The sequence below is a fragment of the Ruegeria sp. CDSA141 genome, assembly GCF_059612005.1.
Genome location: NZ_JBXWPT010000005.1, coordinates 39,957 through 62,644, shown reverse-complemented (window position 1 = coordinate 62,644; position 22,688 = coordinate 39,957). Strand labels below are relative to the sequence as shown.

General features: G+C 56.6%; 20 protein-coding genes and 1 pseudogene. 3 read left to right on the top strand and 18 right to left on the bottom strand.

The window, feature by feature from the left end:
* Positions 1 to 48 precede the first annotated feature (48 nt).
* From AC2FLP_RS09630 to AC2FLP_RS09600, 7 genes are all read right to left on the bottom strand, one after another.
* Positions 49 to 840, bottom strand: a complete 792-nt coding sequence (locus tag AC2FLP_RS09630; protein ID WP_299985868.1) for a DNA-binding transcriptional regulator — start codon at positions 838 to 840, stop codon at positions 49 to 51.
* Positions 841 to 887: 47 nt separating this feature from the next.
* Positions 888 to 1,868, bottom strand: coding sequence for a fumarylacetoacetate hydrolase family protein (locus AC2FLP_RS09625; protein WP_299353559.1), 981 nt, complete (start codon positions 1,866 to 1,868; stop codon positions 888 to 890).
* Positions 1,865 to 3,379, bottom strand: coding sequence for a bifunctional 3-(3-hydroxy-phenyl)propionate/3-hydroxycinnamic acid hydroxylase MhpA (mhpA, locus tag AC2FLP_RS09620; RefSeq protein ID WP_299353562.1), 1,515 nt, complete (start codon positions 3,377 to 3,379; stop codon positions 1,865 to 1,867). Before mhpA ends, AC2FLP_RS09625 begins: the two co-directional genes overlap by 4 nt.
* Before the next feature lie 14 nt (positions 3,380 to 3,393).
* Positions 3,394 to 4,365: a VOC family protein gene (locus tag AC2FLP_RS09615; RefSeq protein WP_496683444.1), complete on the bottom strand. Its 972-nt coding sequence runs from the start codon at positions 4,363 to 4,365 to the stop codon at positions 3,394 to 3,396.
* A 486-nt stretch (positions 4,366 to 4,851) separates the two neighbouring features.
* Positions 4,852 to 6,741 (bottom strand): amidohydrolase, encoded by a 1,890-nt coding sequence (locus tag AC2FLP_RS09610; RefSeq protein ID WP_496683447.1) that lies wholly within the window; start codon positions 6,739 to 6,741, stop codon positions 4,852 to 4,854.
* Between the two features lie 111 nt (positions 6,742 to 6,852).
* Entirely contained in the window at positions 6,853 to 7,962 is a 1,110-nt protein-coding gene (locus tag AC2FLP_RS09605; RefSeq protein ID WP_050602985.1) for a linear amide C-N hydrolase, read from the bottom strand.
* Positions 7,963 to 8,308: 346 nt separating this feature from the next.
* Positions 8,309 to 8,506, bottom strand: a complete 198-nt coding sequence (locus AC2FLP_RS09600) for a hypothetical protein (RefSeq protein WP_496683449.1) — start codon at positions 8,504 to 8,506, stop codon at positions 8,309 to 8,311.
* A gap of 144 nt (positions 8,507 to 8,650) precedes the next feature.
* Between AC2FLP_RS09600 and AC2FLP_RS09595 the strand changes: the two are divergent.
* The 3 genes and pseudogenes from AC2FLP_RS09595 to AC2FLP_RS09585 form a co-directional block, all read left to right on the top strand.
* A pseudogene (locus AC2FLP_RS09595) lies at positions 8,651 to 8,917 on the top strand (winged helix-turn-helix domain-containing protein); the annotation flags it as partial.
* Between the two features lie 18 nt (positions 8,918 to 8,935).
* Positions 8,936 to 9,826, top strand: coding sequence for an alpha/beta fold hydrolase (locus AC2FLP_RS09590; RefSeq protein WP_496710055.1), 891 nt, complete (start codon positions 8,936 to 8,938; stop codon positions 9,824 to 9,826).
* Positions 9,827 to 10,014: 188 nt separating this feature from the next.
* Positions 10,015 to 10,500 (top strand): RidA family protein, encoded by a 486-nt coding sequence (locus AC2FLP_RS09585; RefSeq protein WP_481668677.1) that lies wholly within the window; start codon positions 10,015 to 10,017, stop codon positions 10,498 to 10,500.
* 160 nt (positions 10,501 to 10,660) lie between these two features.
* Here AC2FLP_RS09585 and AC2FLP_RS09580 read toward each other — a convergent pair whose 3' ends face one another.
* From AC2FLP_RS09580 to AC2FLP_RS09530, 11 genes are all read right to left on the bottom strand, one after another.
* A complete protein-coding gene (locus tag AC2FLP_RS09580; protein ID WP_496683453.1) occupies positions 10,661 to 11,107 on the bottom strand; it encodes a hypothetical protein in 447 nt (148 codons plus the stop codon).
* A 653-nt stretch (positions 11,108 to 11,760) separates the two neighbouring features.
* On the bottom strand, positions 11,761 to 13,989 hold the full coding sequence (locus tag AC2FLP_RS09575; RefSeq protein WP_496683455.1) for a DUF5906 domain-containing protein: 2,229 nt from the start codon (positions 13,987 to 13,989) through the stop codon (positions 11,761 to 11,763).
* A 347-nt stretch (positions 13,990 to 14,336) separates the two neighbouring features.
* Entirely contained in the window at positions 14,337 to 14,591 is a 255-nt protein-coding gene (locus tag AC2FLP_RS09570) for a hypothetical protein (RefSeq protein ID WP_496683457.1), read from the bottom strand.
* On the bottom strand, positions 14,588 to 14,731 hold the full coding sequence (locus tag AC2FLP_RS09565; RefSeq protein WP_496683459.1) for a hypothetical protein: 144 nt from the start codon (positions 14,729 to 14,731) through the stop codon (positions 14,588 to 14,590). Before AC2FLP_RS09565 ends, AC2FLP_RS09570 begins: the two co-directional genes overlap by 4 nt.
* Positions 14,732 to 15,045: 314 nt before the next feature.
* Complete coding sequence (locus AC2FLP_RS09560) at positions 15,046 to 16,173, bottom strand: tyrosine-type recombinase/integrase (RefSeq protein ID WP_496683461.1); 1,128 nt, start codon at positions 16,171 to 16,173, stop codon at positions 15,046 to 15,048.
* Positions 16,174 to 16,354: 181 nt separating this feature from the next.
* Entirely contained in the window at positions 16,355 to 18,244 is a 1,890-nt protein-coding gene (speA, locus tag AC2FLP_RS09555) for a biosynthetic arginine decarboxylase (RefSeq protein ID WP_299895238.1), read from the bottom strand.
* Positions 18,245 to 18,345: 101 nt separating this feature from the next.
* Positions 18,346 to 19,431: a DUF1513 domain-containing protein gene (locus tag AC2FLP_RS09550; protein WP_496683463.1), complete on the bottom strand. Its 1,086-nt coding sequence runs from the start codon at positions 19,429 to 19,431 to the stop codon at positions 18,346 to 18,348.
* Between the two features lie 3 nt (positions 19,432 to 19,434).
* Positions 19,435 to 20,445 carry an imelysin family protein gene (locus AC2FLP_RS09545; protein WP_496683465.1) on the bottom strand — a complete coding sequence of 337 codons (1,011 nt, stop codon included), beginning with the start codon at positions 20,443 to 20,445 and terminating at the stop codon, positions 19,435 to 19,437.
* 3 nt (positions 20,446 to 20,448) lie between these two features.
* Positions 20,449 to 21,996 (bottom strand): di-heme oxidoreductase family protein, encoded by a 1,548-nt coding sequence (locus AC2FLP_RS09540; RefSeq protein WP_496683467.1) that lies wholly within the window; start codon positions 21,994 to 21,996, stop codon positions 20,449 to 20,451.
* Positions 21,956 to 22,441 carry a bacterioferritin gene (gene bfr / locus AC2FLP_RS09535; protein WP_496683469.1) on the bottom strand — a complete coding sequence of 162 codons (486 nt, stop codon included), beginning with the start codon at positions 22,439 to 22,441 and terminating at the stop codon, positions 21,956 to 21,958. Before bfr ends, AC2FLP_RS09540 begins: the two co-directional genes overlap by 41 nt.
* The gene (locus AC2FLP_RS09530) at positions 22,389 to 22,682 is read right to left on the bottom strand and encodes a (2Fe-2S)-binding protein (RefSeq protein ID WP_496683471.1); all 294 of its coding nucleotides are present in this window, start codon (positions 22,680 to 22,682) and stop codon (positions 22,389 to 22,391) included. Before AC2FLP_RS09530 ends, bfr begins: the two co-directional genes overlap by 53 nt.
* Between the last annotated feature and the right edge of the window lie 6 nt (positions 22,683 to 22,688).

The following is a 22,688-nucleotide window of genomic DNA, read 5'->3' as shown; positions in this document are numbered from 1 at the left end:
TGGCGGACACTTTGCGTTTTGAAGCGCGCCATATGCCCACAGACGCCGTTAAGGCCGACCCGAAATTTCAAGGGTTTCATATTCGGTGGCGATGTTCGCCGCAGCAAACTGCAAAGCGTCGGCATAACGCTTGATCGCCTGATCCATGTTCATGGCCTTGGTGACCCAGATAATCGACAAGCAGCCGACCGCGCGATCATCAGTTAGGATAGGCACGGCCAGGCTGGATGTTTTGGGCCTGAATGTGTGTGGGCCACGGGTGGCGTATCCCTGTTCGGCATAGATCGTCAGGTTTTCCTCTAGCCATCTTTTTCTGAGGAACGGCATGTCTTCGGGAAGGTTTTCGGCGCGCAATAACTCGATAATCATCTCCAGCTCGCGCGAACCACAGACCGAAAGATAGGCCCGCCCCGCTGACGAGCGCAGAATGGGCAGGGAAAAGCCGACCATCCCTGGGTCCACCGACAACGGGCTGCGGCCATGGGTCGATTCCTGGATCACCATATGGGCGTCTTCATAGGTGGAAAGATCGGCTGGCCAGGCGTGGGTTTCGGTGAATTCCGCCATAACTGGTGCCGCCACCTGACAAAGGCGCGAGCGCACCGACACATTGTCTCCCAATGCCGCGGCCAAAGGCGACACACGCACCCGGGCATCGCTGGCGGAACAGAGGACATAGCCCTCTTCTTCCAGCGTGTGCAGCAAGCGATAAACCGTTGGGCGAGGCAAACCCAGCTCTGACGCGATTTCACCCGGACGGGTTGCGCCGACCCGGTTGAGATATCGCAGGATATTCAATCCACGCGCAAGCGCGCGGACAGTTTCAGAGTTTGCCGCCATTTATCCATCACGATCAGGGGGGCGTTCTGTCCGCCCATGATGCAGTTTCACCCGGCCACAACCGACTGGTCAATAGCGCCGAACACGCTGGTGCCGTCGTGGTCCAGCATCTCGAACCGGATTGTGTCGCCGGGTTGCATGAACCGGGTTGTCGGCTCGCCATCGCGAATGGTTTCAATCATACGCTTTTCAGCCAGACAGGATGAACCCACCTCTTGGTGGTTTTCATTGCTGACAGTGCCCGACCCGATGATCGTGCCGGCCGATAGGTCGCGGGTACGCGCGGCGTGGGCGATCAGCTCGGGAAACTCAAAGTTCAGATCCGCGCCCGCGTCGACGCATCCGAATTCGTCACCGTTGTAAGTCGTGACTAGTGACAGGTTGATGCGCCCACCAGTCCAGGCCTCTCCCAGCTCGTCGGGGGTTACGCACACGGGCGAGAAGGAACTTGCGGGTTTCGACTGGAAGAAGCCAAATCCTTTAACCAGTTCTGGGCGCATGACATGGCGCAGGCTTACATCGTTGCACAGCATGATCAGTTTGATATGCGATCTGGCCTGCTTGGCCGTGCATCCCATCGGCACGTCATCTGTGACCACGGCAATTTCGCCCTCGAAATCCAGACCCCAATCGGTATCGACGCAGGGGATTGGGTCGACCGGTCCAAGAAACCCGTCGCCACCACCTTGATAGAGCAACGGGTCGGATTCCGAATTTGCAGGCATGTCAACGCCGCGCGCCTTGCGTACAAGCCGCATATGGCTGAGATAGGCGCTACCGTCCGCCCACTGGAACGCTCGCGGCAACGGTGAGGCCAGTGCCGCCGGATCATACGACATGGAATCGACGACGCCGTCCTCGAGTTGTTTTTCAAGGTTGCGCAGGGCAGGCTCGGCGGTCTGCCAGTCTTCGATCGCTTCGCGCAGTGTGGGTGCCACGGATGTGGCCAAAGTCAAACGGGAAAGATCACGGGACACAACGACCAGCGTGCCGTCGCGCCCGCCAGTTTTCAGGGAAGCAAGTTTCATTTTACGGGCTCTCTTTCTATGATGGTTTTGTAAGGGGTTGGCAGGCTCATAGCTGCAATTGCTTTGATGTCTGTCTGAGTCATGGCGCTAGCGGCGATGTATCGGTCAGGGCGCAGCAGAACGGCATTTGCCCCAATTTCGTCCAACGCATCTGCAAAGGCAGGATGCGCTTCTCCATCAAGAACGCGCATGGCTGGCACGACATCACGGGGCAGTTTGTGACGCACCACAAGCACTGGTGCATACCCGATGGCATCATCAAGCCGCTGACCGTCACTGAGTGTCGGCTGGCTGAACAGGTGCCCGGTGTGCGGCGTGTTGCCAACCACGAGGCTGGCCAAATCACTGCGACCAAGTGGGGGCGAGGTGAACTCCATGCGAGCCTTTCCGTCGCAATCAGCTTCTGTTCGTGCCAGCGCGGTGTCGCGATCCATCGTATTGATCAAACCACCTAAGCGCACCGCCGTTTCGATGAACGTGCGCACGTGGGGCGCGCGCTCGGCTTGATAGCTGTCCAGCAAGTCAATTCCGGTTTCGCCATTGACGCAAAGCGCCAGTTTCCACGCCAGATTGGCGGCGTCACGGATCCCCGCGCACATGCCTTGACCCATAAAAGGCGGTGTCAGATGTGCGGCATCTCCGGCGATCATCAATCGACCTTTGCGCCAGTTCTGCGCGATTGCAGATCGAAACGTGTAGACCGCGCTCCGTTCCAGATCCGCATCCTCGGGGCCAATCCAGGGCGCAAGAAAATCCCATATGCGCGCGGTTTGCAAAACCTCGTCGTCGGTTTCGTCATCTAGAACCGTGATTTCCCACCGCCGCCGGTTTTCCGGGCTTCGGCAATAGGTCATTGGACGATCAGGGTTGCTGAACTGAACCGTGTGATCACCCAGATCGGGGCGGTCCCTCTTAAGCAATAGGTCCACGACCAACCAACGTTCGTCAAACCCCAGATCGTCCATGCCAGAACCGATGGCTTCACGCAGCAAAGATCGAGCACCGTCACAGCCGACAACGAAATTGGCCTTAACCATTGTGCTGTGCTCGTCGCCAGCTTTGCGACAGTACAAAGTAACCTCTTCGCCCTGATCCTCGACGCTAACAACCTCAGTTTCTGTCAGAATCATCGCAGTGTCGCGGCTGGTCAGTTTGTCACGCAACAGCTTCTCAAGGTCAGGTTGGTGAAGGCGATAACTTGAATGCCACCCCTGCGGTCCAATCCCTTGCGGACGGGGCCAGTCCATCAGCAGATTTCTTTGTTGATCGACAAAGCGCATACCCGGATTGACCCGCACTTTTTCATTCAGCTGCTCGGCTACGCCTGCGGCCTGAAAAACCCGCATGGTTTCACCGTCAAAGTGCACAGCCCGGGGGAGATGATAAATCGCCGCCTCGCGCTCGATGACAGCCACACTCACACCGCATTCGGCGAGCAGATTGGCCAGCGTCGCACCAGTTGGCCCATAGCCGACAATGGCGACATCAAAATGTTTGGTAATCTGTGCCATCAGGTTCCCCTCTCTCAGCCACGCCCACGGGTTTCATATAGCCATGGGCAATCGACTACGGGCGGCGCGCGCAACCCGTCCTCAGCGGCCTTGAGCCGCATGTCGACAAAAGGTTCCCGCCCTGACTCGGACAAGTAAAGACGGTCGTGACCCCAGAAACTGGGGCCGCACTTTGTTTCATGTGGCTCCCAGGTCGCGGGGTCGATCACGCGCCCACCCCATCCGTTTTCGACAAAGAAACCCGAGGGGCTGTTGGCGTAGAAGCTGGTCATGTAGTCATTGGTATGGCGCCCCAGCGTATAGGCAATGCCATCCTCTTCCTGGCAGGCTAGGTCATAACCCTGACCAACGTCATCAAGGTTGTGATATTCGACCATGAAGTGGTGAAACCCCGAATTGCCCGAGCCAACTATGGCAAAGCTGTGATGCCGCCCGTTGACGTGGAAAAAGTAGAGCGGCACTGGTTTCAGACCATAGTCACTGACGGCAAATCCCAGCACATCGCGATAGAACGGTAATAGAGCCGTCGCATCGGGCACGTGCAACACCGCATGCCCCATTCCAAGCGGGCCGGTTTTAAAGCCGTCGATCGGCCGCCCCGGCGTAAAGGGGTCTTCGGCTTTTTGTGGGTTCCACACCAGTTCGATCCGGTTTCCCGCAGGATCGTGAAATACGATCAGGTCTTCGACAAACCTGCGGTCTGCCAATTCACGGCTTCCCTGCCCAACCTTATGTCCCGCATTGTCCAGCCGGGCGGCGTAATCTTGCAGGTCTGATTTCTGCGAAAGTTCCCAGCCGATGAAGGCAAGCGTTTCGCCGGGTTCATCGGATATCACCAGGCGCTGCACCAAATCATCCATCCGGAAAGAAAGTTGGCGCCCGCCGTGATCAGCGAGATGCATGGCAAGTACTTTACTTGCGAATTGCTTCCAGTCATCCGTCCGGTCGGATCGCACACCAAGATAGCCCAAAGATTGAATTGGCATTTCATTTCCTTCCACAGCTGCGCAACCAAACTAGAAAGAGACGGTACCGGAGAGAACTTCTGTCCGGCTCAGTGTCCGCCAGGCGGACAAGGTGTGCTCGTGGAGCGCCTTTGAAAACAGCGTTGTTTTTTGCGCAGATTGCATCTTTGCACGCAGCCTTGATCCGAAAAAATGGATCATTTCCGGTTTCTGACACCACGCTGGATTGGGGCGTGGACATGCTGCCGCCGAAACGGACCAATTTGCCCACGCGTCCGCTGTTCTCTGGCAATGGATGCTGCACGATGCATGAACGGCTGCTCTTGTGAAACTGCACCACAGCGTTTGACAGAGTTCATAAGGTCGTGAATGGGCCTATGGCGACAGAAGGCACGGTTTTGCGAATGACCGTTTTGTCCGCACAGCGGTCGTTCACACCGAGTGCAGCGAACGTCTGCTTCGAGCCCGCAGCGGTCATCCGATTTAGCCTGAGCACTTCATTAAAAGCTACAGGTGAGAATGCACTACCTTGAGTGCATGTTGGAAGGATGCTTCGGCGAACGCGCGGCTTGACCCGTCCTGGAGGGGCTTGTTCAGCGACGCTTTCTTTTCGCGAGATTCAACTGGTTGGATTCGACCCTCCAAAACAGTTCCCCAAACCTTTACATCCCGGATTTCCATAGGATCGACTTTGAGCGGGTTACGATCAAGAACTGTAAAGTTAGCGCGCTTTCCCGACTCAATGCTGCCGATCTCATGTTCTAGTTTGAGCGAGTATGCGGCCTCGATTGTCACTCCACGTAACGCATCTTCTGCGCTGACCCTCTGTTCCGGGCCCGCTACCCGACCGGAAGACGTGACCCGGTTTACAGCACTCCACATCAGGAACAGCGGATCTCCCGGAGCCATTGGCATGTCCGAATGCAGAGACCACGCAATACCCGCGCGGGACACGTCGCCGATCCGCACCATGGAATCCGCGCGTTCAGGGCCCAGACCAACTTTGGAATATTGATCGGCAAGCGCCGTCACATAATACGGGTTGGCGCTGACAATCGCGCCTAGATCCGCGATCCGTTTCACCTGATCTTCGGCGCTGACCGCGAAGTGCACCAGAACTGTGCGGTGATCATATCGCGGATTCCGGCGTAGGTTCATCTCAAGTGCATCCAGTACACGATCCAGACCTGCATCTCCGTTAACATGCACATGAATCTGATAACCGGCATCCCAATAAATCCGGAACGCGCGGTCAAAGTCACTCTTGTCCATCATCCACTCGCCTTCGTGCCCATCAAGATAGGCGTCGCGGACTTTCATCAACAAGGAATAGATCGCACCATCTGCAAACAGCTTGGCCTGCATAGGCGCAAGGCTTGTCATTCCGCCATACCAACTGCTGAGTTTTTCTGTTTCGGCGATCACCTGAGCATCGTCGCTGTACGCCTGTACCATCGATTTTGCATCCGGCATGAAGGACCAGCGGAAAGGCATGTCTGGGCTAGAAAACACCGCATTTATACCGTCCTGTACAGGCTTGGACAGAATGCCACCGGGCTCATTTCCAAAAGTAACGCCCTTAGAGTGCATGTAATCCCGGGTAAGTTCCAACCCGGCTTGCAACCGCTCAGACGAAGCTGCCAAAAGCGCGATATTCGGCAAAACCGCAAACAATCCCTGCTCCCAGAACCGGCCCTCGGCAAAGTTCGATTGCATTTTCTCAGTCGGAGAAAATCCGTCTACCAATTCTTGGGTAACCCCCCCGATTTCAAGCGCAACGCTGTTCAGGATCATTTCGTGGCAGGACCGCGCCCAAACCAATATCGGTTGTGTATCGCTGATCGCATCGAGTTCTTCGCGTGTGAGCGACCCGTAAAACGCCGGGTGGTACCCCCATGACACGACCGGTTCAGTCGGGTCTGTCCTCGCTTGGACTGCCTGTGTCAAACGGTCCACAAAGTCCTGTTTGTCCCGCACGGCCGGAACGGTTCCAAAGGGCAACACCCAATCCTCGATCGACAGGATTTCCGAAGACATCGTGAGCGCGGCTAACAAGGGATGGTCATGTTGAGCAATGAAACCCGGCACAATCACTTTGTCAGAAAATCTGGTGTCAACCGTGTGACGTTGCCCCTTTAGCGTATCCACAACCTCATCGAGGTTGCCGGTCAGAAGAATGCGCCCGTCCACAACTGCGACAGCATCCACCACGGGTTTAGCCGGATCGAGTGTAAGAATTTCCCGGGCGGTGTAGACAGTGACTGTCGGGAGCGGAACAACTTTGGCGCCGAGATCAGAAAGCGAAGAGGTTTGCCCAACGGCAGCACCAAAAGGCAACAAAACTGCCAATGTTGATACGCTGGCTTTCAACAGGCTTCGACGGTTCAGCAAACTCATTTGTCTTTCCTTTTTATTTTTTGGTCAAACCTCGGGCTTGGCCTTGGTTTTCACTGCGTTCAACGGCGTATCTGAGCGTTCTTTTTGGCAGGCATTGGTCGCACTCAAACCCTAAAAATCCGAGGTGCGGTCAATTGCTGCAAATCCACTCTCCATCGTCAGTACAGACGGCGCGTCCAGGCTACCGACTACTGCACGAACATCAACCATCTCCACTGCCTGAGTGATGTATGTCTTGTAGTAGTAGGTGCGTTTGGCGGTATCGGCTGCAGAAGACCATACTGTGTAATCAGTATGAACACCGTCCGGGCCGGTATCACGGATCGCACCCTTTGGTATGTCGAAGGCGTTGAGAATATGGAAAGCCTGAAAAACCGCATCATCCGTTGTTGAAGAAGGCAGGGCGGAGTTGGCGAAAGCAACAGCGCGCACAAAACGCGACGGTGATGAGAAGTCACCGGGCAGACCAACCATACCGCTTCCCTGTCCAAACGCTGGTAGTGACAGATCACCAACAGAGATTGCCTCTCGGTTTTCAGCCTGAAGACCGATATAGTTGCGCAGGTTGGTCAGGTGCCAATCATATGATGGATTGTTGGTGACGGTGTTTACAGAATTCTCATAGATGGTCAGACCTTCCGCGGTGTATTGGATCACAATCGACGCGCCGGACGCATCGACAACCGAATAGTGGAACGGTGCAAAGCTATTGATGACGTCGATATGGGTGCCTACGACATCGATTTTCGGCAAAGCTGCGCGCACTTCGGCCACAGTGCTGAACTGGCCCAGGATCCAGTTTCCAAGTTCGTCCGAGGAAACAGCGCGGTCTCGGTTATCCTCCGTTGCCTCTCCAAACACCGCGTCACCGGCAAAATAGAATGCCCCGAAATAGAGGCCTTCCGTGTTCATGCCATCAAAAACGATCGGGAAGTCGAACGCGTTGGCTCCGAGGAACCCGTACTTTGCGGTATAGGTGAAGCCGCTTTGGTCAGCATCCAGTGCCAGAGTCTCAATCTCGGTGCCTGCAGGTACAGCATAGATGTTCGATTGGATATCGAAGCCAAATTCCAGCGTTCTTGCGGGAACGGTACCCCCATCTTTAGCATGCAGTACAATGCCTGTGCAGGCAAGCGCCTGCCCCGTAGCAAGGCCTATGCAGGCTGAGAATGTAAGGGCTTGCGATAGAAAGCGCCAAGGCTCGGAAAAACTTTTGAACATCGTTGATCCTCCTGTTGTTTCTTTGAAAGGGTTAAAAAGGGTTTGTGAATGATTTGTGAAAATACATCTGAGGCTTTTGACAAATCGATACCGCAAGAAACACCCTGTCAACTGGTAATCTTTGGACGAAGGCCGGGCTCAATAGGGGGCTCTAGTAACACCCAGCCTTCTTGCTCTCCCCAAGGAACTATTCGGAACTGACATGCGCCATCATGCACGGTCAAAAAAGCATAGGAACAATTGACATATCCCAAAGGATTGCAAGGTCCGAAAAGTCCGCGTAGCAGTCGTTCAAGCAAGTTGCAGCGAATGACTGCTTCGAGCCCGAACCGGAAGTGCTTCGGCATTACTTCAGAGCCGGAACAGCGTTGGTCTTCGCGGGTTGATGCCTATGGATCCGCTCGACCAAGACCTGCCAAAGTCTTGCCAACTGACCCGAACGCTTTTCACGAAGGAGTTTTTCTGCCTCGCGTTCGAGATGCGTGGTGGTTTGATGTTTTGTGGCTTTGTGCTTTAAAAGTTCAATCTGGGGCATCAGGGTCATTTGGCCATCTCCTTGTTACTGGTTTAGAGCAGCATCGCGCAAGGCAGCAGCCTTTGCTTGAAGACAATCTTTAGAAACTCCTGCGATTTTCCTGATTTGACTTTTGGAGCTTGTTATGTCCCGCCCCCCGTGGTTCGGTTGCCCATGCGATATGCTTTTGCCGACTGCATTCTGGATGACGACGCGCATGTTTTAATGAGGAAGGGCGTCGAGGTTTCGGTCGAGCCGCAAGTGTTTGACTTGCTTTCCTTGCTGGTGAGAAACCCCGGCCGCCTTCTCGACAAGGGCGAGATCATTGAAGAAGTTTGGCAAGGCAGGATTGTCTCTGACTCTGCCATCAGCGCTCGCATAGCCGCCGCGCGCAAATCCGTCGGGGACGATGGCAAGACACAGGCGATTATCCGGACTGTGGCTCGTCGCGGGTTGCAGATGGTGGCAGCAGTTACAATAGTACGCCAAGTTCCAGAAGCGCCGCAGATTGATAATGAAGTGCAACGCATTCGCTATGTGCGCCTGCCTTCGGGGCATTCGATGGCTTATGCTGTCACAGGAAACGGTTCACCTGTCATAATGGTTGAATACCAAAGCAGAGATTTGGAAGCTGAGTGGCAGCTGTCCTTTGAGCGAACGCGGTTCCAGACAATTTCTCAGCACAACACCTTGATCCGGTACGACCCCGTTGGTGTAGGCCAATCCGACCGAACATCCGACCGGCTGGCAATTGCCGAGAAAGCCGAAGAAATCGGCTGGCTCGCAGATGCTTTGGGATTTGACGACTTTGCTCTCTACTCTCAATCTGGCGGCTGCTCGGTGGCTTTGCATTTTGCCTCACATAGTCCCAAGCGGGTCTCGCGATTGGCTATGTTGGGAGGCTATTCGGATGGACGAGCCATTCGCGATGGCGCTCCTGAAAGTGTCAGTGAACCGTTACGCGCTTTGATCAAGGAAGGATGGCCTTCGCCCGACAGCAGTTTGGTGCAAGCAATGATGATGAGTTACCATCCAGAAGGGCCATTGGAGTCGGTCAAAGCTTATGCCAGTATGATGCAAGGAGGCTCTTCCGCAGAATTGGAGGTTCGTCGACGCGATGTTATCAATACCCATTCAAATAGGGCATTGTTGCCCTTAATCACTTGCCCCACCCTGATCCTGCATTCCCGCCGTGACAGTGTTCACCCGTTAGCGGAGGCACAAAAGCTGGCGGCTGGCATTGCCAAAGCCGAGTTGGTTGTGCTGGATTCATCAAATCATATCCCTTGGCTGGGGAATCCTGCGTTTAGGACCTTACAATCGACCCTAACCGCATTTTTCTCAGAGTAGTGGAAAAGGCTTCAAGAACTGACGATCGGGTAAGACGTGTCGCTCAGTCTATCAATTCGAACGGCAGATTTGTCCGCAGAGCAGTAGTTCGAGAGACCTGCAGCGAACTGCGGTTTCAAGCCAAAGGCCGACGTGCGCTTGATCGTCTGGTATGTTAGCCCAGAAGAAACGATGTTCTGAGACCAAACATGGCAACACCAGAAGAAAGAATGGATGCACTGGGGTTAAGCCTACCTGCACCCGCAAAGCCTCCAATCGGGGTCAACCTGCCTTTTTCCTTCGTTAATGTGCGTGGTGACAGATTGCTATTTTCCGGAAGCCCAAAGAGTGCGAGCGACGGCAGTATTGCAGGTCCATTCGGAGTGGTGGGGGTCGATTTCACTACCGAAGAAGCCCAGGCTGAGGCGCGAAGTATTGCGCTGTCTGTTTTCGCAAATATGAAAGCAGAAATCGGCGAGCTGTCCCGAATTGCCGGTTGGACACGTGTATTTGGAATGGTCGCGTCGAGCCCAGGATACACAGAACAGCATCTGGTCGTGAATGGCTTCAGCGATCTCATCATTGAAGTCTTTGGAGCAAACGTAGGTCGCCACGCTCGATCAGCCATTGGTGTGTCCGGTCTACCATTGGGCTTCGCGATAGAAATTGAAGGCGAAGTCCAGTTGTCAAGCTGATTGTGCGTGTCCGTTCTGTCCGCAACTCGGACGTAGGTCCTGTTCAAATCAATGTCCGGTTCCCGCATTAAGCGGTCAGCCGGTTTGCAGGAAGTGGCGAGTGTCTGCTCTAAACAATATCCGGCTGCCGAAGTTCGGATTGTTTGATATTCACTCGGCACTAATGCCGGTTTTTATTGAAAAGTAGACCTTCCGCATCTCCCGTTATTGCACGATCCTGTGCGGCCTCGGCGCGTTTGGTGGCGGTCGCTTGGCTGTAACTCGGCAAGATCTGCAGTTTGGTCGCCAGCTTGATCAGTTCGGTGGTAACAGCAGCAGCCCGGTCCACCTGTGGGCGGTTCTTGTGCTGGCCGCTGTCGGTAACGTAAAACATCCCGTCGATACCGTGTTTCGCCATCACCTTATTTTCCCAATTGGTCAGTTCGTTCATCATGTGGACTAACTGGCAATATCGGCGCAGCAAAGGTTCGTGGTGCGGCTCAAAGTGACCTCGGGGTAAGCCTCTGGTTACGGTGCACCAAGTATCTACCTGCGACTGGGGCAAATCCATCGGGACTTCGACGTAATCGGGCTGTGCAACATTGTCGGCGCGTGTGTTACCAGACATATTAGAAAATCTCCTTTAAGTTGAGTTGCGCCGAAAGCATAACCCCGAAAATTGCGGTAACAAAATACCCCACCTAAAACGGCCCGAGCGGCGCCGAAACAGGTGCCGGGTAGTATAGCGCCACGCGAAAACCCCTTAACGGCCTCTCTGCGCGTTCTTCCGGGCGGCTACGCTTGGGTGCGGGACTATGGGCATGCGTGGGGTAAAATTCGTTAAAAATCAGCACGAAAAGTAAAAGCGCGGGTAGGGGCGCGCTAGGGACAAACATGTTTGGGTTTTGGCCTCAGCGCCCCGGTTAGCGCCGCCGCGCCTTTACTGTGCTGGGCATAGGCGTTGGCTTGGCTGTAAGGCACAACAATCTGTTGTCGTCGCTTTGTATGCTATGCCGTCGCTCTTGGTCGGATAGCGACGGAGCTTTTTACCAGCAATAACAATAAGTTCTTTTATTTTCGTCTCTTCGTCTCTTTCTAAAAGAAATATAGTTAAGAGAAAGAGAGGAGAGAGGAGAAGAGAGAATGTATATAAAAGGTCGGTATACAAAGCGACGGAAGCGGCAAACCGACGGAATTTATTTTTGTTGTTCTTGTACAGTGGGTTATCTCCGTCGGATGGTACCCATAAACCGACGGAAACTACCCTGCAAACCGACGGAACTATCCGTCGTTCTTTGGTTTGGTTACCTTATCCGCTGCCGCATCGTCGTCCGCAGTCGTTGCGCCGCGCACTTCTTCTGGTCGGATTGGTTCCCAGTCGGTCGGTGTATCTGGCGTCGGAATGCCAAAGCCTTCCAGCTTCTGCCGCAGTTCGCTTAGAGTGCCAAGCTCGAACCCTCGACCATAGGCCACCTGCGTAAGGACGACCGGGTCTTTAAGCACGGACGACTGCCCGATCTGCGACCGTTTGGGGAACGCAATATCTCGGGCGTGTTCGAAGCCCATGTATCGCAAACGCGCACCCAGCGAGTGCAGTGTTTCCCTTGTGTGGCCGTCGGCCTTGCGGATCTTTTCCAGCAGCCAAGTGGTCGCAACCCGAGCGACATTGTTTTTTATGTCGTAGGCACCACCAGCATAGGCCATATCAGCCAGGACACCGAGCAGCGGGTCGCTGGTAAGTTTCTGCTGTGCTTTGGCGGCGGTTTCGTATCCGTGGTTAACCAGAACCCGGTCTACGTTTGTCGCCAGCAGTTTGTGTAGCGTGGCAGCGGCCACTCCGCTTTCCCATCTATTGCGAAGTTCGCGCCAGTATTTTTCGCCGCGCGACCCTTTGTTTTTGCCATCCACGTGTATCATCGTAAAGCGGCGGTCGGTGTTATCTAGGTTTATCGGGTCCTCTTGGTTTGTGGGCATAATAAACCGCGCAGCCAGTTTTAGGTTTATGGGGTCGCGGTACATTTTGCGCATGGCGAATTCGGGATTGGTTATTAGGTCTTTCTGGCGGTCGTACCATCGCTTGTCGCGGCCAAACCCGGCTTCCTCCATCTTTACCGGAGTAACGCCGTACAGGAACCCGTTGAAGGTTTCTTGGAATACGCGGCTGTCGCCACCAGCGAACCGATTGGCCTTGTGGAACGGGTGCAGCATAAAGTCAGCCAGTGTGCTTTTGCCCGTGTTCTGCGGCCCAAACATAACCAGCGCAGAACCGAAGCCCGGTGGCTTGGTGGTTGGGTTCTGTAGCATATCGGCCCACCAGTGCCATATCCATGTGGCTAGGCCAGCGTCGCCGCCACAGATAAGGTCCAGCACAAGTTCCTCCACGCTAGACGTATCGCCTTCGGTGGGTGCGTAGTTATAGCCGCGAAACAGATTAAAGCCCGGACCCGAATAATCCAAATCCTCGTACACCAGCCCTTCATGCCGGGTGACGTTACTAGACCGCAGGTACGACATAGCTGGGTTAATCCAGTGCGCCCCACCGCCACGACCCATAAAGGCTTCGCTGTGGGGTTCGTTTACCTCGATAAGTTTCTTGCGATCCAGCAGCGGCGGCACCCCAGAGCTATCCGAAGCCAGCAGCGACCGACTTACATAGCAGTAGCCAGCACCCGGCATATCTATACAGACAAAACGGTCGTCCACGAACCGGACGTGGCGATCCAACACCTCGCCCAATGCGTTCGGTAGCAGGTTTTCTTCTAGCTCGCTTAGAGGCAAGGCTCCGTTACGCAGTGCTTCGACCTCGCGCATGTCGTCGGTATCAGCTAAGTCCCACCCGTTGGGATAACGGTCTGGGTCGGCCAGTTGCGCCACCAGCCAGCCGGGGTTTAGCGAAGCCACCAGCTGTGCGGATGTGCGGCCTTTGCGGTCGTTATCGGCAAACACGACCACGCGCGAATATCGGTTAAGCTCGGACCAGTCGTAGCTGTCGCGTTTGTTAAAACTATCCATCTCGCCCATAACGGTCGCCGACACAGCGATAACGTTTTCCGGGCAGAGCACATTGTTTATGTGGTCGGCTGTTTTCTCCCCGCCAACGACCCAGATTTCGTGCTCCTGGGGATTGCCGTTCTGTAGCAGGTGCAAATTGTACAGCGGCCACGAACCACCGAGCGCAGGTAACAGCACGTCCACCATATTCTTGGTACGCCATCCGTCCTTGCCGGCTTCTATAGTCGCGTACCAAGTGCGGTAGGTTTTAGCGCCATCGGCGGCGTCATACCGGACGCGGATAAACAGTGTGCGTTCCAGCATACGGGAACCGTCCGGCGCAGCGACCATTTTGCGATGCGGATAGGCGGCAGTGAATTCGTATTGTGCGCCGCGTTGCGTTAACGGACTGCGCAGAAACTGCGGTTCATCGTCTAGTGCTGGTACCCGTGCAACCCACGTTGCTGTTTCGGCTTCGGTGCGATCTTGGTGTTCGACTTGGGATTGATTGTCGGACATTCTTGCCCCCCTAAATCTAGGTTCGGGGCTTTACTTGGATAGCTGGATAAGCTAGGCCTATAGTTGATTACATGCCCCGATTGGTTATCGGTCATATGGGAGGTTCCGAGAGCATCGGGCCTCCCGTTTCTGTATGGGGCTTTAATCCTTTGAGTCCTGTATCCCTGCTTACCACAGGCTAGAAAACCCTTTTTCGTAAGGATTTTCGAGGCTATGTTACGGGGAGTCATCAAGTTTCACATTCCTTGTTGGCCTCACCGGGCGCTCTCACCCGGATTATTGGACCCCTGCTTGACCCAGCGGGGGCCCTACAACTTTAACGTGTGCAGTGCGAAAAGCTAGTTCCACTAACGCTTCCCTTGCTGGAACCATCTGCCGGGGATCCAGTTTCCGGATTTCGTAAAGAAACCGGGGTCCCACACAGCGTTGCGACCGGGTCGCCGTGGGCGGTCGGCCCATTCCTTGTCGCGCCTGCGTTTGGTTTCCGCGTCCACTTCGACTTCCTCCACCGTCGGCGGGGGCAATCCTTCACGTTCGCGCCTGTTGCGTTCCATTACCCACCGGAGCTTGTCGCGTGGGTTGGCAAACTGGGGTTCGCTCATGCCGACTTCCTCCGCGCGACAGAGGCAGGCCGACCACCTTTGCGGCCATTGCGCACCAAAGCCTCATGGTCGGCGGCGATGTCAGTCATTTCCTGTTCTTCGCGGGCGAAGTGGTCAATCAGGTCAGAGACTAGGAACATGCGGCGATTGCCACGGAACTTCACGGTCCCTTCATACCTGTCAAAATATCGAGCGCCGACGGGTCGGTATCTGGCCGACACAAACTCGACAGCATGCCGCGATTCACACCACTTTGGGTGTTCGGTTTCAGTCCATTCGGATGGTTTCATATTTTTTCAGTCTTACAGGCCACCCCAGTATCCGCTGGGGGCGGGGTGGTTGGCGTACTATCTAAGCGCCAACCCTGTAATCCTTTATGCACCGCCGTGGTCTTCGTCGGTGTACCGCCAACGGTAGCGGTTAATTGAGCGTCCGTAAACTCCCCCCAGCGTATCTAGGCTTTTTCCGGTTCAGCAAGAATTTCGGCCCACTGGTCCGCCATCCGCCGACGCAGCACCAGCATGTCGGATTTGTTGTAAATGCGGGACAGGCGCGAGTTTGTGGCGGCTGCGACGTGGTTCAAATATCGGTCAACCGAACCGGGTTCAAAGCCAAGGTCAGCCATCGCCGTGGCGAACGAGCGCCGGAAGTCGTGTAGCTTTAGATCGGCCAGCCCGGTTTGGGTTCGCAACGTCGAGAGCGCCTTATCCAAGCCAAGAGAGGGCCGCTTACCAGTGGTGCTAAACACCCAGTCGCCTTCGGGCGCAAGTTCCAGAGCCTCAGTCAGCAGTTCAACAACCGGGGCAGAAAGCGGGATGCGCCACGCCAATCCGTTCTTGGTACGAGACCCAGGAATTTCCCAGAGCGCGGATTCAAGGTCCAGTTCGCTTTTGCGCATCGCCAAAACTTCCTGTCGCCGACCAGCCGTCAGCAAAAGCACAGCAAACGCGGGACCGAACGGATAGGGGATTTGGTGACTTACCCCCAAAACCTGTTTGGCCTCGTCAATCGACAAGAATTCGTCGCGTACGTTGGTTTGGGCCACGCGCAGGTCTTCCAGAATATCTTCGCAATACCCACGTTCAGCCAACCACCGGAACACAGACTTGCTCACGCGCAGCAACAGGTCAGCGGTCGGCTGTTTGGTTTTCCGCAGCTTGTCGGACTGGGCCAATATGTCGGCCTTGGTAATCCGGCGCAGGTCACGCTTCAGCAGCGGCCCAAGGTGGTTGCGCATGGTGCCGAAGTAATTGCGCGGATTGCTCAGATGCGTAAAGCCTTCGTTCTCGGCTTTGGTCAGTGCCTCTTCCAGCGTAAGTGTGCGGGCAACTTTCTCGGGTGCTTGGCCCACGGCAATCTGGCCGTAGATGCGTTGCGCAGCCTTCCGCGCGTCCGTTAGGTTCACCCCCGGCCAACGGCCAAGTGTATGGCGCTGGCGTTCGCCTTCATGGGTAAACCGCAAGGACCAACTGGCCGCGTTCTTGTTGCCGCGCAGGATCAGACCCTTAATCTGGTCGTCCCGTAATTCACCTTGGCCCAAGTCCGGCAAAGACTTCTTTATCGTCGCTTCTGTCAGTTTCATCTGTATATCCTTTATCACATTTAGGGCCGTTCTAGGGCCGAAAATTTAGGAATCCGCTAACCCGCTCGCTCCGAGGTCGAAAACAAAACGCGGACAGATGAAAAAGTAAAGCCCCTTGTTTTTATGGGTTTTTCGCGTAGCCACCGGGGGCCTTAGCGTGCTTTAGCGTTAGATGAAAACACTATTCGTAATAGGTGTAGCCGTTGATCGAGTCGCGATAGGCGCTCATCAGGGTTTTGCGGTCTTTGGCTTTCAGAGTACCGGTCGAGATCGCCTCGTCCACCATTTTGCGGAAGGCGGCGACGCAGTCGGTCGGATCGAACTCGACATAGGACAGCACCTGGCTGATCGTGTCGCCTTCTTGCTCGTGCAGCAGATCAAAACCACCGTCGGAGCGGAGGTCGATTGTGACGACGTTGGTGTCGCCAAACAAGTTGTGCAGATCACCGAGTGTTTCCTGATAAGCGCCGACGAAGAAGACGCCCATGAAGTATTCATCCTCTTCCGGCAGGGAATGCACCGGCAAGCTGGGCGAGACGCCATCAGCCAGAATGAACCGGTCGATCTTGCCGTCGCTGTCGCAGGTGATGTCGGACAGAACCGCGCGGCGATCTGGCGTCTTGTTCAGCCCTTGCAACGGCACAATTGGGTGCAGCTGGTCGATCGCCCAGACGTCGGGCAGGGATTGGAACAGCGAAAAGTTGCAGTGGTAGATATCGGCCACCTTCTCGAGCTGGTCGTCCACGTCGGTTTCCAGATCGTCATTGGCTGCCAGTGCCTTGAGGCGGGCCATCAGCGACAGATAGATCCGTTCGGCGCGGGCCATCTGGCGCAGGTCTACGTACCCACGGCGGAACAGTGCGCGCAATTCGTTGCGGTAGAAATTGGCGTCGTTCCAGCATTCCTGAAGCCGATCTTTGCTGAGATAGCCGTGCACCGCGGCAAGGTCCGAAACCATGTGATGATCGTCGGGTTCAACCTCCGGGCCGTTGGGCGCATCGTACAATGTGCTTTCCAACACGTTGAACACCAGCATCGACGACGTCGCCACCACAGCACGACCGCTTTCAGTGACCAGCGTGGGGTGGTCGATCCCGGCCTCATCCATCGCGTAGGCCACGGTTTCCACGACATTGGCGCAGTATTCCTCGACCGTGTAGTTGATCGAGTTTTCAGCCGCCTTCTTTTCACCGGTGTAATCCACCCCCATGCCACCGCCCAGATCCAGATGGGTCAGTGGCACGCCCTCGCGGGTCAGTTCGGTGTAATAGCGGCAGGCCTCGCCCACCGCGCGGCGCACGTCGTTGACGTCCTGTACCTGCGATCCCAGATGCGAGTGCTGCAATTTCAGGCAATGCAGTAGGCCCGCGTCGCGCAGCTTGTCCACAGTGGTCACCAGTTGATCGGTGTTCATGCCAAAGGCTGACCGGTCACCCGAGCTTTCTTCCCATTTGCCACTGATCTGGTTGGTCAGTTTCACCCGCACACCAATCAGCGGTTCGATCCCCAATTCCTTGTAGACTTCGATCACCGTGTCGGCCTCTTTCGGGCTTTCCAGAACGATCACCGTGTTGAAGCCGATCTTGCGGGAAAGGGTTGCCAGTTGGATGAACTCGGCATCCTTTACCCCGTTGCACACGATCAGCGCTTCGCTGGCCAGGCGATGCGCCAGCGCGATCACCAATTCGGGTTTGGACCCGGCCTCGAGCCCATAGTTGTATTTCTTGCCGAATTCGACGATCCGGTCGACGACCTGTGCCTGCTGGTTCACCTTGATCGGGAACACACCGCGATAGCTGCCCCTGTAGCCCACGCGGGCGATAGCATCCCGGAAGCTTTCATTCAGATGCGCGATCTCGTGTTCCAGATAGGAAGAGACGCGCAGAACCATTGGGGCCTTGATGCCGCGGTCGTCCAGGTCGCTGAGAATGCCGGGCAGGCTGATCGCATCAACCTCGGGCGCCAGGGGATTGCGCAGACCGATTTCGCCCCGCTCCGTCACCTCGATGAGGCCTTTGCCCCATTTCTCAACCCCGTAGATGGAATGCGGTGCGTCCGGCGTCTGTTTCAATCAAGTCGGTCCTTAACCTAGGAGTGCCAGTTTCGCGACCGCCAATACGGCAGCTGTTTGATTCTTCCAAGTGTAAACTATGTGCCAGAGAAAACCGAGTTTTACGCAGGGCGACGGATCGGGATCAGGTGGTTGTCCCACTGACACTTAGCGTGGGTCCGGATCACAGGGGGCGCAGTGGTCAACGCGCCAAACACACCGGTTCCGGTGGTGAAAACCAAACCGCTGGTGCCGGATCCAAGACCGCAGACATCCTGAAGCTCGAATGCATCCCTGAATGTGCCACTGGCCACATCGAACCGATGCAGCGCGTTGCCGCGCGGGCAGGTGATGGCGATGGTTGCGCCATCCGCCGAGAACGCGATGCTGCCCGCATAACCCTTTAGCGGGCTCTGATCCTGCACAGGCGCTGACAGAAGGTGCGGGGTTTCCCCCTGACGGTGCAGACCCAGCAAAGGCGGATGTTCGGCTTTGCTGCCCTGCCACTGCATCGCAAAACCCACCAGCCCGTCGCGACGGACCGCCAGATGGCGGATCGAGTTCTTGTGAAGCGCAGGCGTCAGCGACACCTGTTCCTGAACCAGGCCCGACAGGGAAAGGTATGTCAGATTGGGCTCCATCGTCGGCAGGTTCATCTTCGTGCGCCCGGTTTCGGGGTGGGTTTCGATCCCGCCATTGGCAATCACAAGCGTTTTTCCACCCGGCATCAGCCGCATGTCATGCGGCCCGACCCCGCCGGACGGGAATTCGCCCAAGCGCGCAAAGGTTTCTGCGTCCCAGACGCCTATGATACCTTCTCCAGCCTCGTAATCGTTTTCCGTGGCGAAGAAAATCGCGCCATCGGCTGAAAAAGTACCGTGACCATAGAAATGCCGACCTTCCGGCGTCATCAGCCGCGCGACCGGTGATCCCGTCACGCAATCAATCACCACGGCAAAGGTGCCCGGACGGCGCGCAAAGGCAACGGCCTGTGCCTTGACCGGATGCGCCGCCGCCGCATGCCCACGCGCGGGCAGGGGCACGGAAAAGAGGAGTGTTCCCAGTGCATCCAGCCCGGCCAGTCGATACGAACCATCCGGAAACAACCCTGCGGCCAGAAACTCCGGCCTGCCCACCGAGGCCCATCCATGGATCGGAGGCAGAGAGGTTGCGGCAAGCCCTGCAAGGAAGCGGCGACGCGATGTCATTGTTCAGTCCCCATCCAGCGAATTGAAGCCTGCGCTGATGCCCAGTGTCGGGCCAAGTTCGGATGAAGCAATGGCGCGGATGTCATGGATAGACTGTTGCAGGGCCTCGATTCGGACCCGGGCTTGTGGGTCCGCGACTCCGGCCAGAGCAGGGTCTTCGATGGATTGGGCGTTCTCGATCGCGCGCGCAAAGGCGGCATCCAGATCGGCGGCAATTTCGGGGTGATCAAAGGCCAACCGCGCCGCAAGATCACGAAGGGCCATCAGCGAAAGCTCGACATGGCGCAATGACCGCTCCGACCGCCACGCTTCGGCGCGGTTGGGGCGCGGGCGATCGAACGTGCCCAACGGGCGACCAAGCCGTGTGTCGGCCGTGAATTCAAGACCCGTGGACAAAGCCTTGAACAGCTCCTGCATGGCTTCGTCCTGTGTTCGGTAGCGGCTGTTCTCGTCGGGCCGGGTCAGGCTGGGGGCATAGCCTTGCCAGTCCTCGGCCATCGCCCGGGCATTGGCATCAATGTCTGCCGAGATCGCCTGAATCAGCGCGCAGCGATATTCCGTGTTGCCCTGGTCTGCAAAGGCGGGATCGAACAGCATCCGTTCGAGCGCAAAGAATCCGCGCCCCGCTATGGATGTCTCGGCATAGGCTTTCGGGTCTTGCACAGCGTTATCCTCGGCCGCGAGATGCTGGGACAGGGCCTTTGAGGTGAACCCTTTCGTATCGGGCCAGAACGCCATGGCAAACGCACGATCGTCGACCTCGGTCGGACCGAACCGCAGGTGGCTGGCGGAAACCCAGCTGTCGAAGGCCGCATCATAAGCCGCGCGCAGCGCCGGTGAGGTCGGATCGCAATCCACCCGTGATGCGCTGACCAGAGCACCGGTTGTTTCCGGCAGTTTGCCGAACCGGGGCAGGATATGTGTCTCCGTCACGTCCATCAGAATCGGTGCATGATCCTGCGCCTGCGTGGCAAGCGGCATCATCAACGCGGCAACAAGGGTAAGAATACGCATGGGTCAGAGGCTCTCCAGAAAACGGATCAGGGCGTCGCGGTCAGTTTTCGGCATTGACACAACTGCATCGCGCGCGGCCTGGGCTTCGCCACCGTGCCACAGTATCGCCTCGAGCAGATTGCGTGCTCGCCCGTCATGCAGAAATTGCGTGTGGCCCGAGACGCGTTCGGTCAGACCTATGCCCCACAGCGGCGGCGTCCGCCATTCGCGACCCGTCGCGCGGGCCTCGGGGCGGTGATCCGCCAGATCTTCGCCCATGTCATGCAGCAGCAGGTCGGTATAAGGCCAGATCAGCTGAAAACTGTGCTCGGGCCGATCTTCCAGCCGGTGGGTGACATGAGCCGGAGTATGACACGATGCGCAGCCAGTGGTGTGAAACACCTCTTTGCCGCGCAGCACGTCGGGATCGTCTACGTCTCGGCGACCGGGCACACCCAGATTTCGGCTGTAGAAATCCACCAGGTCCATGCCCTGCTGATCGATCTCGAACTCGCGGGTATCGGTGTCGCCATGCGGGGCCTCGACGCAGTTCACCTGCAAGTCCGTGCAGTCCCCCTGAGGTGCCGGGTAAAGCGGGCTTGAAATACCGATATCCCCGGCAAAGGCCGCGGCAGATTGCTCCATGACTGTCGGCATGCCTGCCTTGTGCCCAAACCGTCCCATCATGGGCGCACCGTATTCAACAGACCAGACGGTGTTCGGACGGCCCGAGATGCCATTCCCATCCACGTCATCGGGGTCAGCCTTGGCCAGCAGGTCGTCGACCGGGATCGCCTCCAGCAGCCCAAGCCCGATCATCTGCGGTGCGACCCGCGGGCTCAGCATCGCATCGGGGTGCAGCGGGCCATACCCCAGCTCATCCGCCCGATAGGTCGGGCGGCGCAGAGCGGCGGTTTCACCGTCAGAAAGCTCGATGCGGATTTCCTCATACGAAATACTCAGCCGATATTCCGCCGGATGCCCGGCCAGCGCGAAGTCCTGCATCTGCCCGCCATAGTTGGGTTCGGGCAGGGTGGCGATGTAATCATCTATGCCGGCATACCCGTCTTCTGGCGTGTCGGGAATCGAGACCCGAAGAAACATTGAGACCGCGTTGTCATCAGGTCCGTTTGGGGTGTGCCCGCGCCCATCCTTGATGTGGCAACGCTGGCAGGATCGCGCGTTATATAGCGGCCCCAAGCCGTCAGAGGCCAACGTGGATGATGGTGACGAAACCCAGATTTTCTTGAACAACCCGTTGCCGACTTTGAACTCCAACTCCTTTTCGAAGCTCAGGTTGCCTGAGGGTTGTGAAAACGCATCCGCGTCGTTGCGGACGCGGACAGTCGCCGCCCCGGCAGAGAGTTCTTCGAACGGCTGCGACACGCCATAATCCTGCGGGGGCGCGGTCACGGCCGCAATGCGGGCGCGTTCCTCGTCGGTGCGGGGGGTGAAATTCAGATGCAGGTCCCGCAGCTCGGCTGACAGGGAAGGGGTGGCCGCGAGGGCGACCACCGACAAGGCAAGAAGGCTACTCGCCTTCGTCCATTTTCGATGCGTTGAGTTGCGCATAATTGGCTTCGCCGATCCTTTCATACAGGTCGAGCTGCGTTTCGAGGAAGTCGATATGTCCCTCTTCATCGGACATCAACTGTTCGAACAGCGACATGGAGACATAGTCGCCGGCCTCCCGACAATAGTCGCGCGCTTCCTTGTAAAGAGCCCTTGCGTCAATTTCGGCGGCCAGGTCGCATTCCAGCGTTTCCTTCGGTGTCTGACCGATCCGCAATGGGTCCAGCTTCTGAAGGTTGGGGTGGCCTTCCAAAAATATGATCCGTTCGATCAACTTGTCCGCGTGGCCCATCTCTTCGGTGCTTTCCTCGCGGCTTTTCTTGGCCATATGACCAAGCCCCCAGTCTTCCTGCAGGCGGTAATGCAGCCAATACTGGCTTACGGCCGTAAGTTCATGCCGCAGAGATTTGTTCAGATATTCGATGACCTTTGGATCGCCCTTCATCAGCTTTCTCCTGTGTTGCTCCGGCTCGCAATGTGCGGAGTTGCATCGGTACGTCCAGATTACTGGCTGCCTGCATTGTGTCTAGGAACAGCGGCATGCACCCGCCGCAATCCGCCGACTTCCCAAGGGCATGGTAGATTTTGCCGGGGGTGATGATGGTTCGCGGGTCTGCTCTGCGCATCCAGTCAATGGCTGCGCGGATGTCGTGATCGGATATGTTGGTACAGTGGCAGACAATCATTGTTGT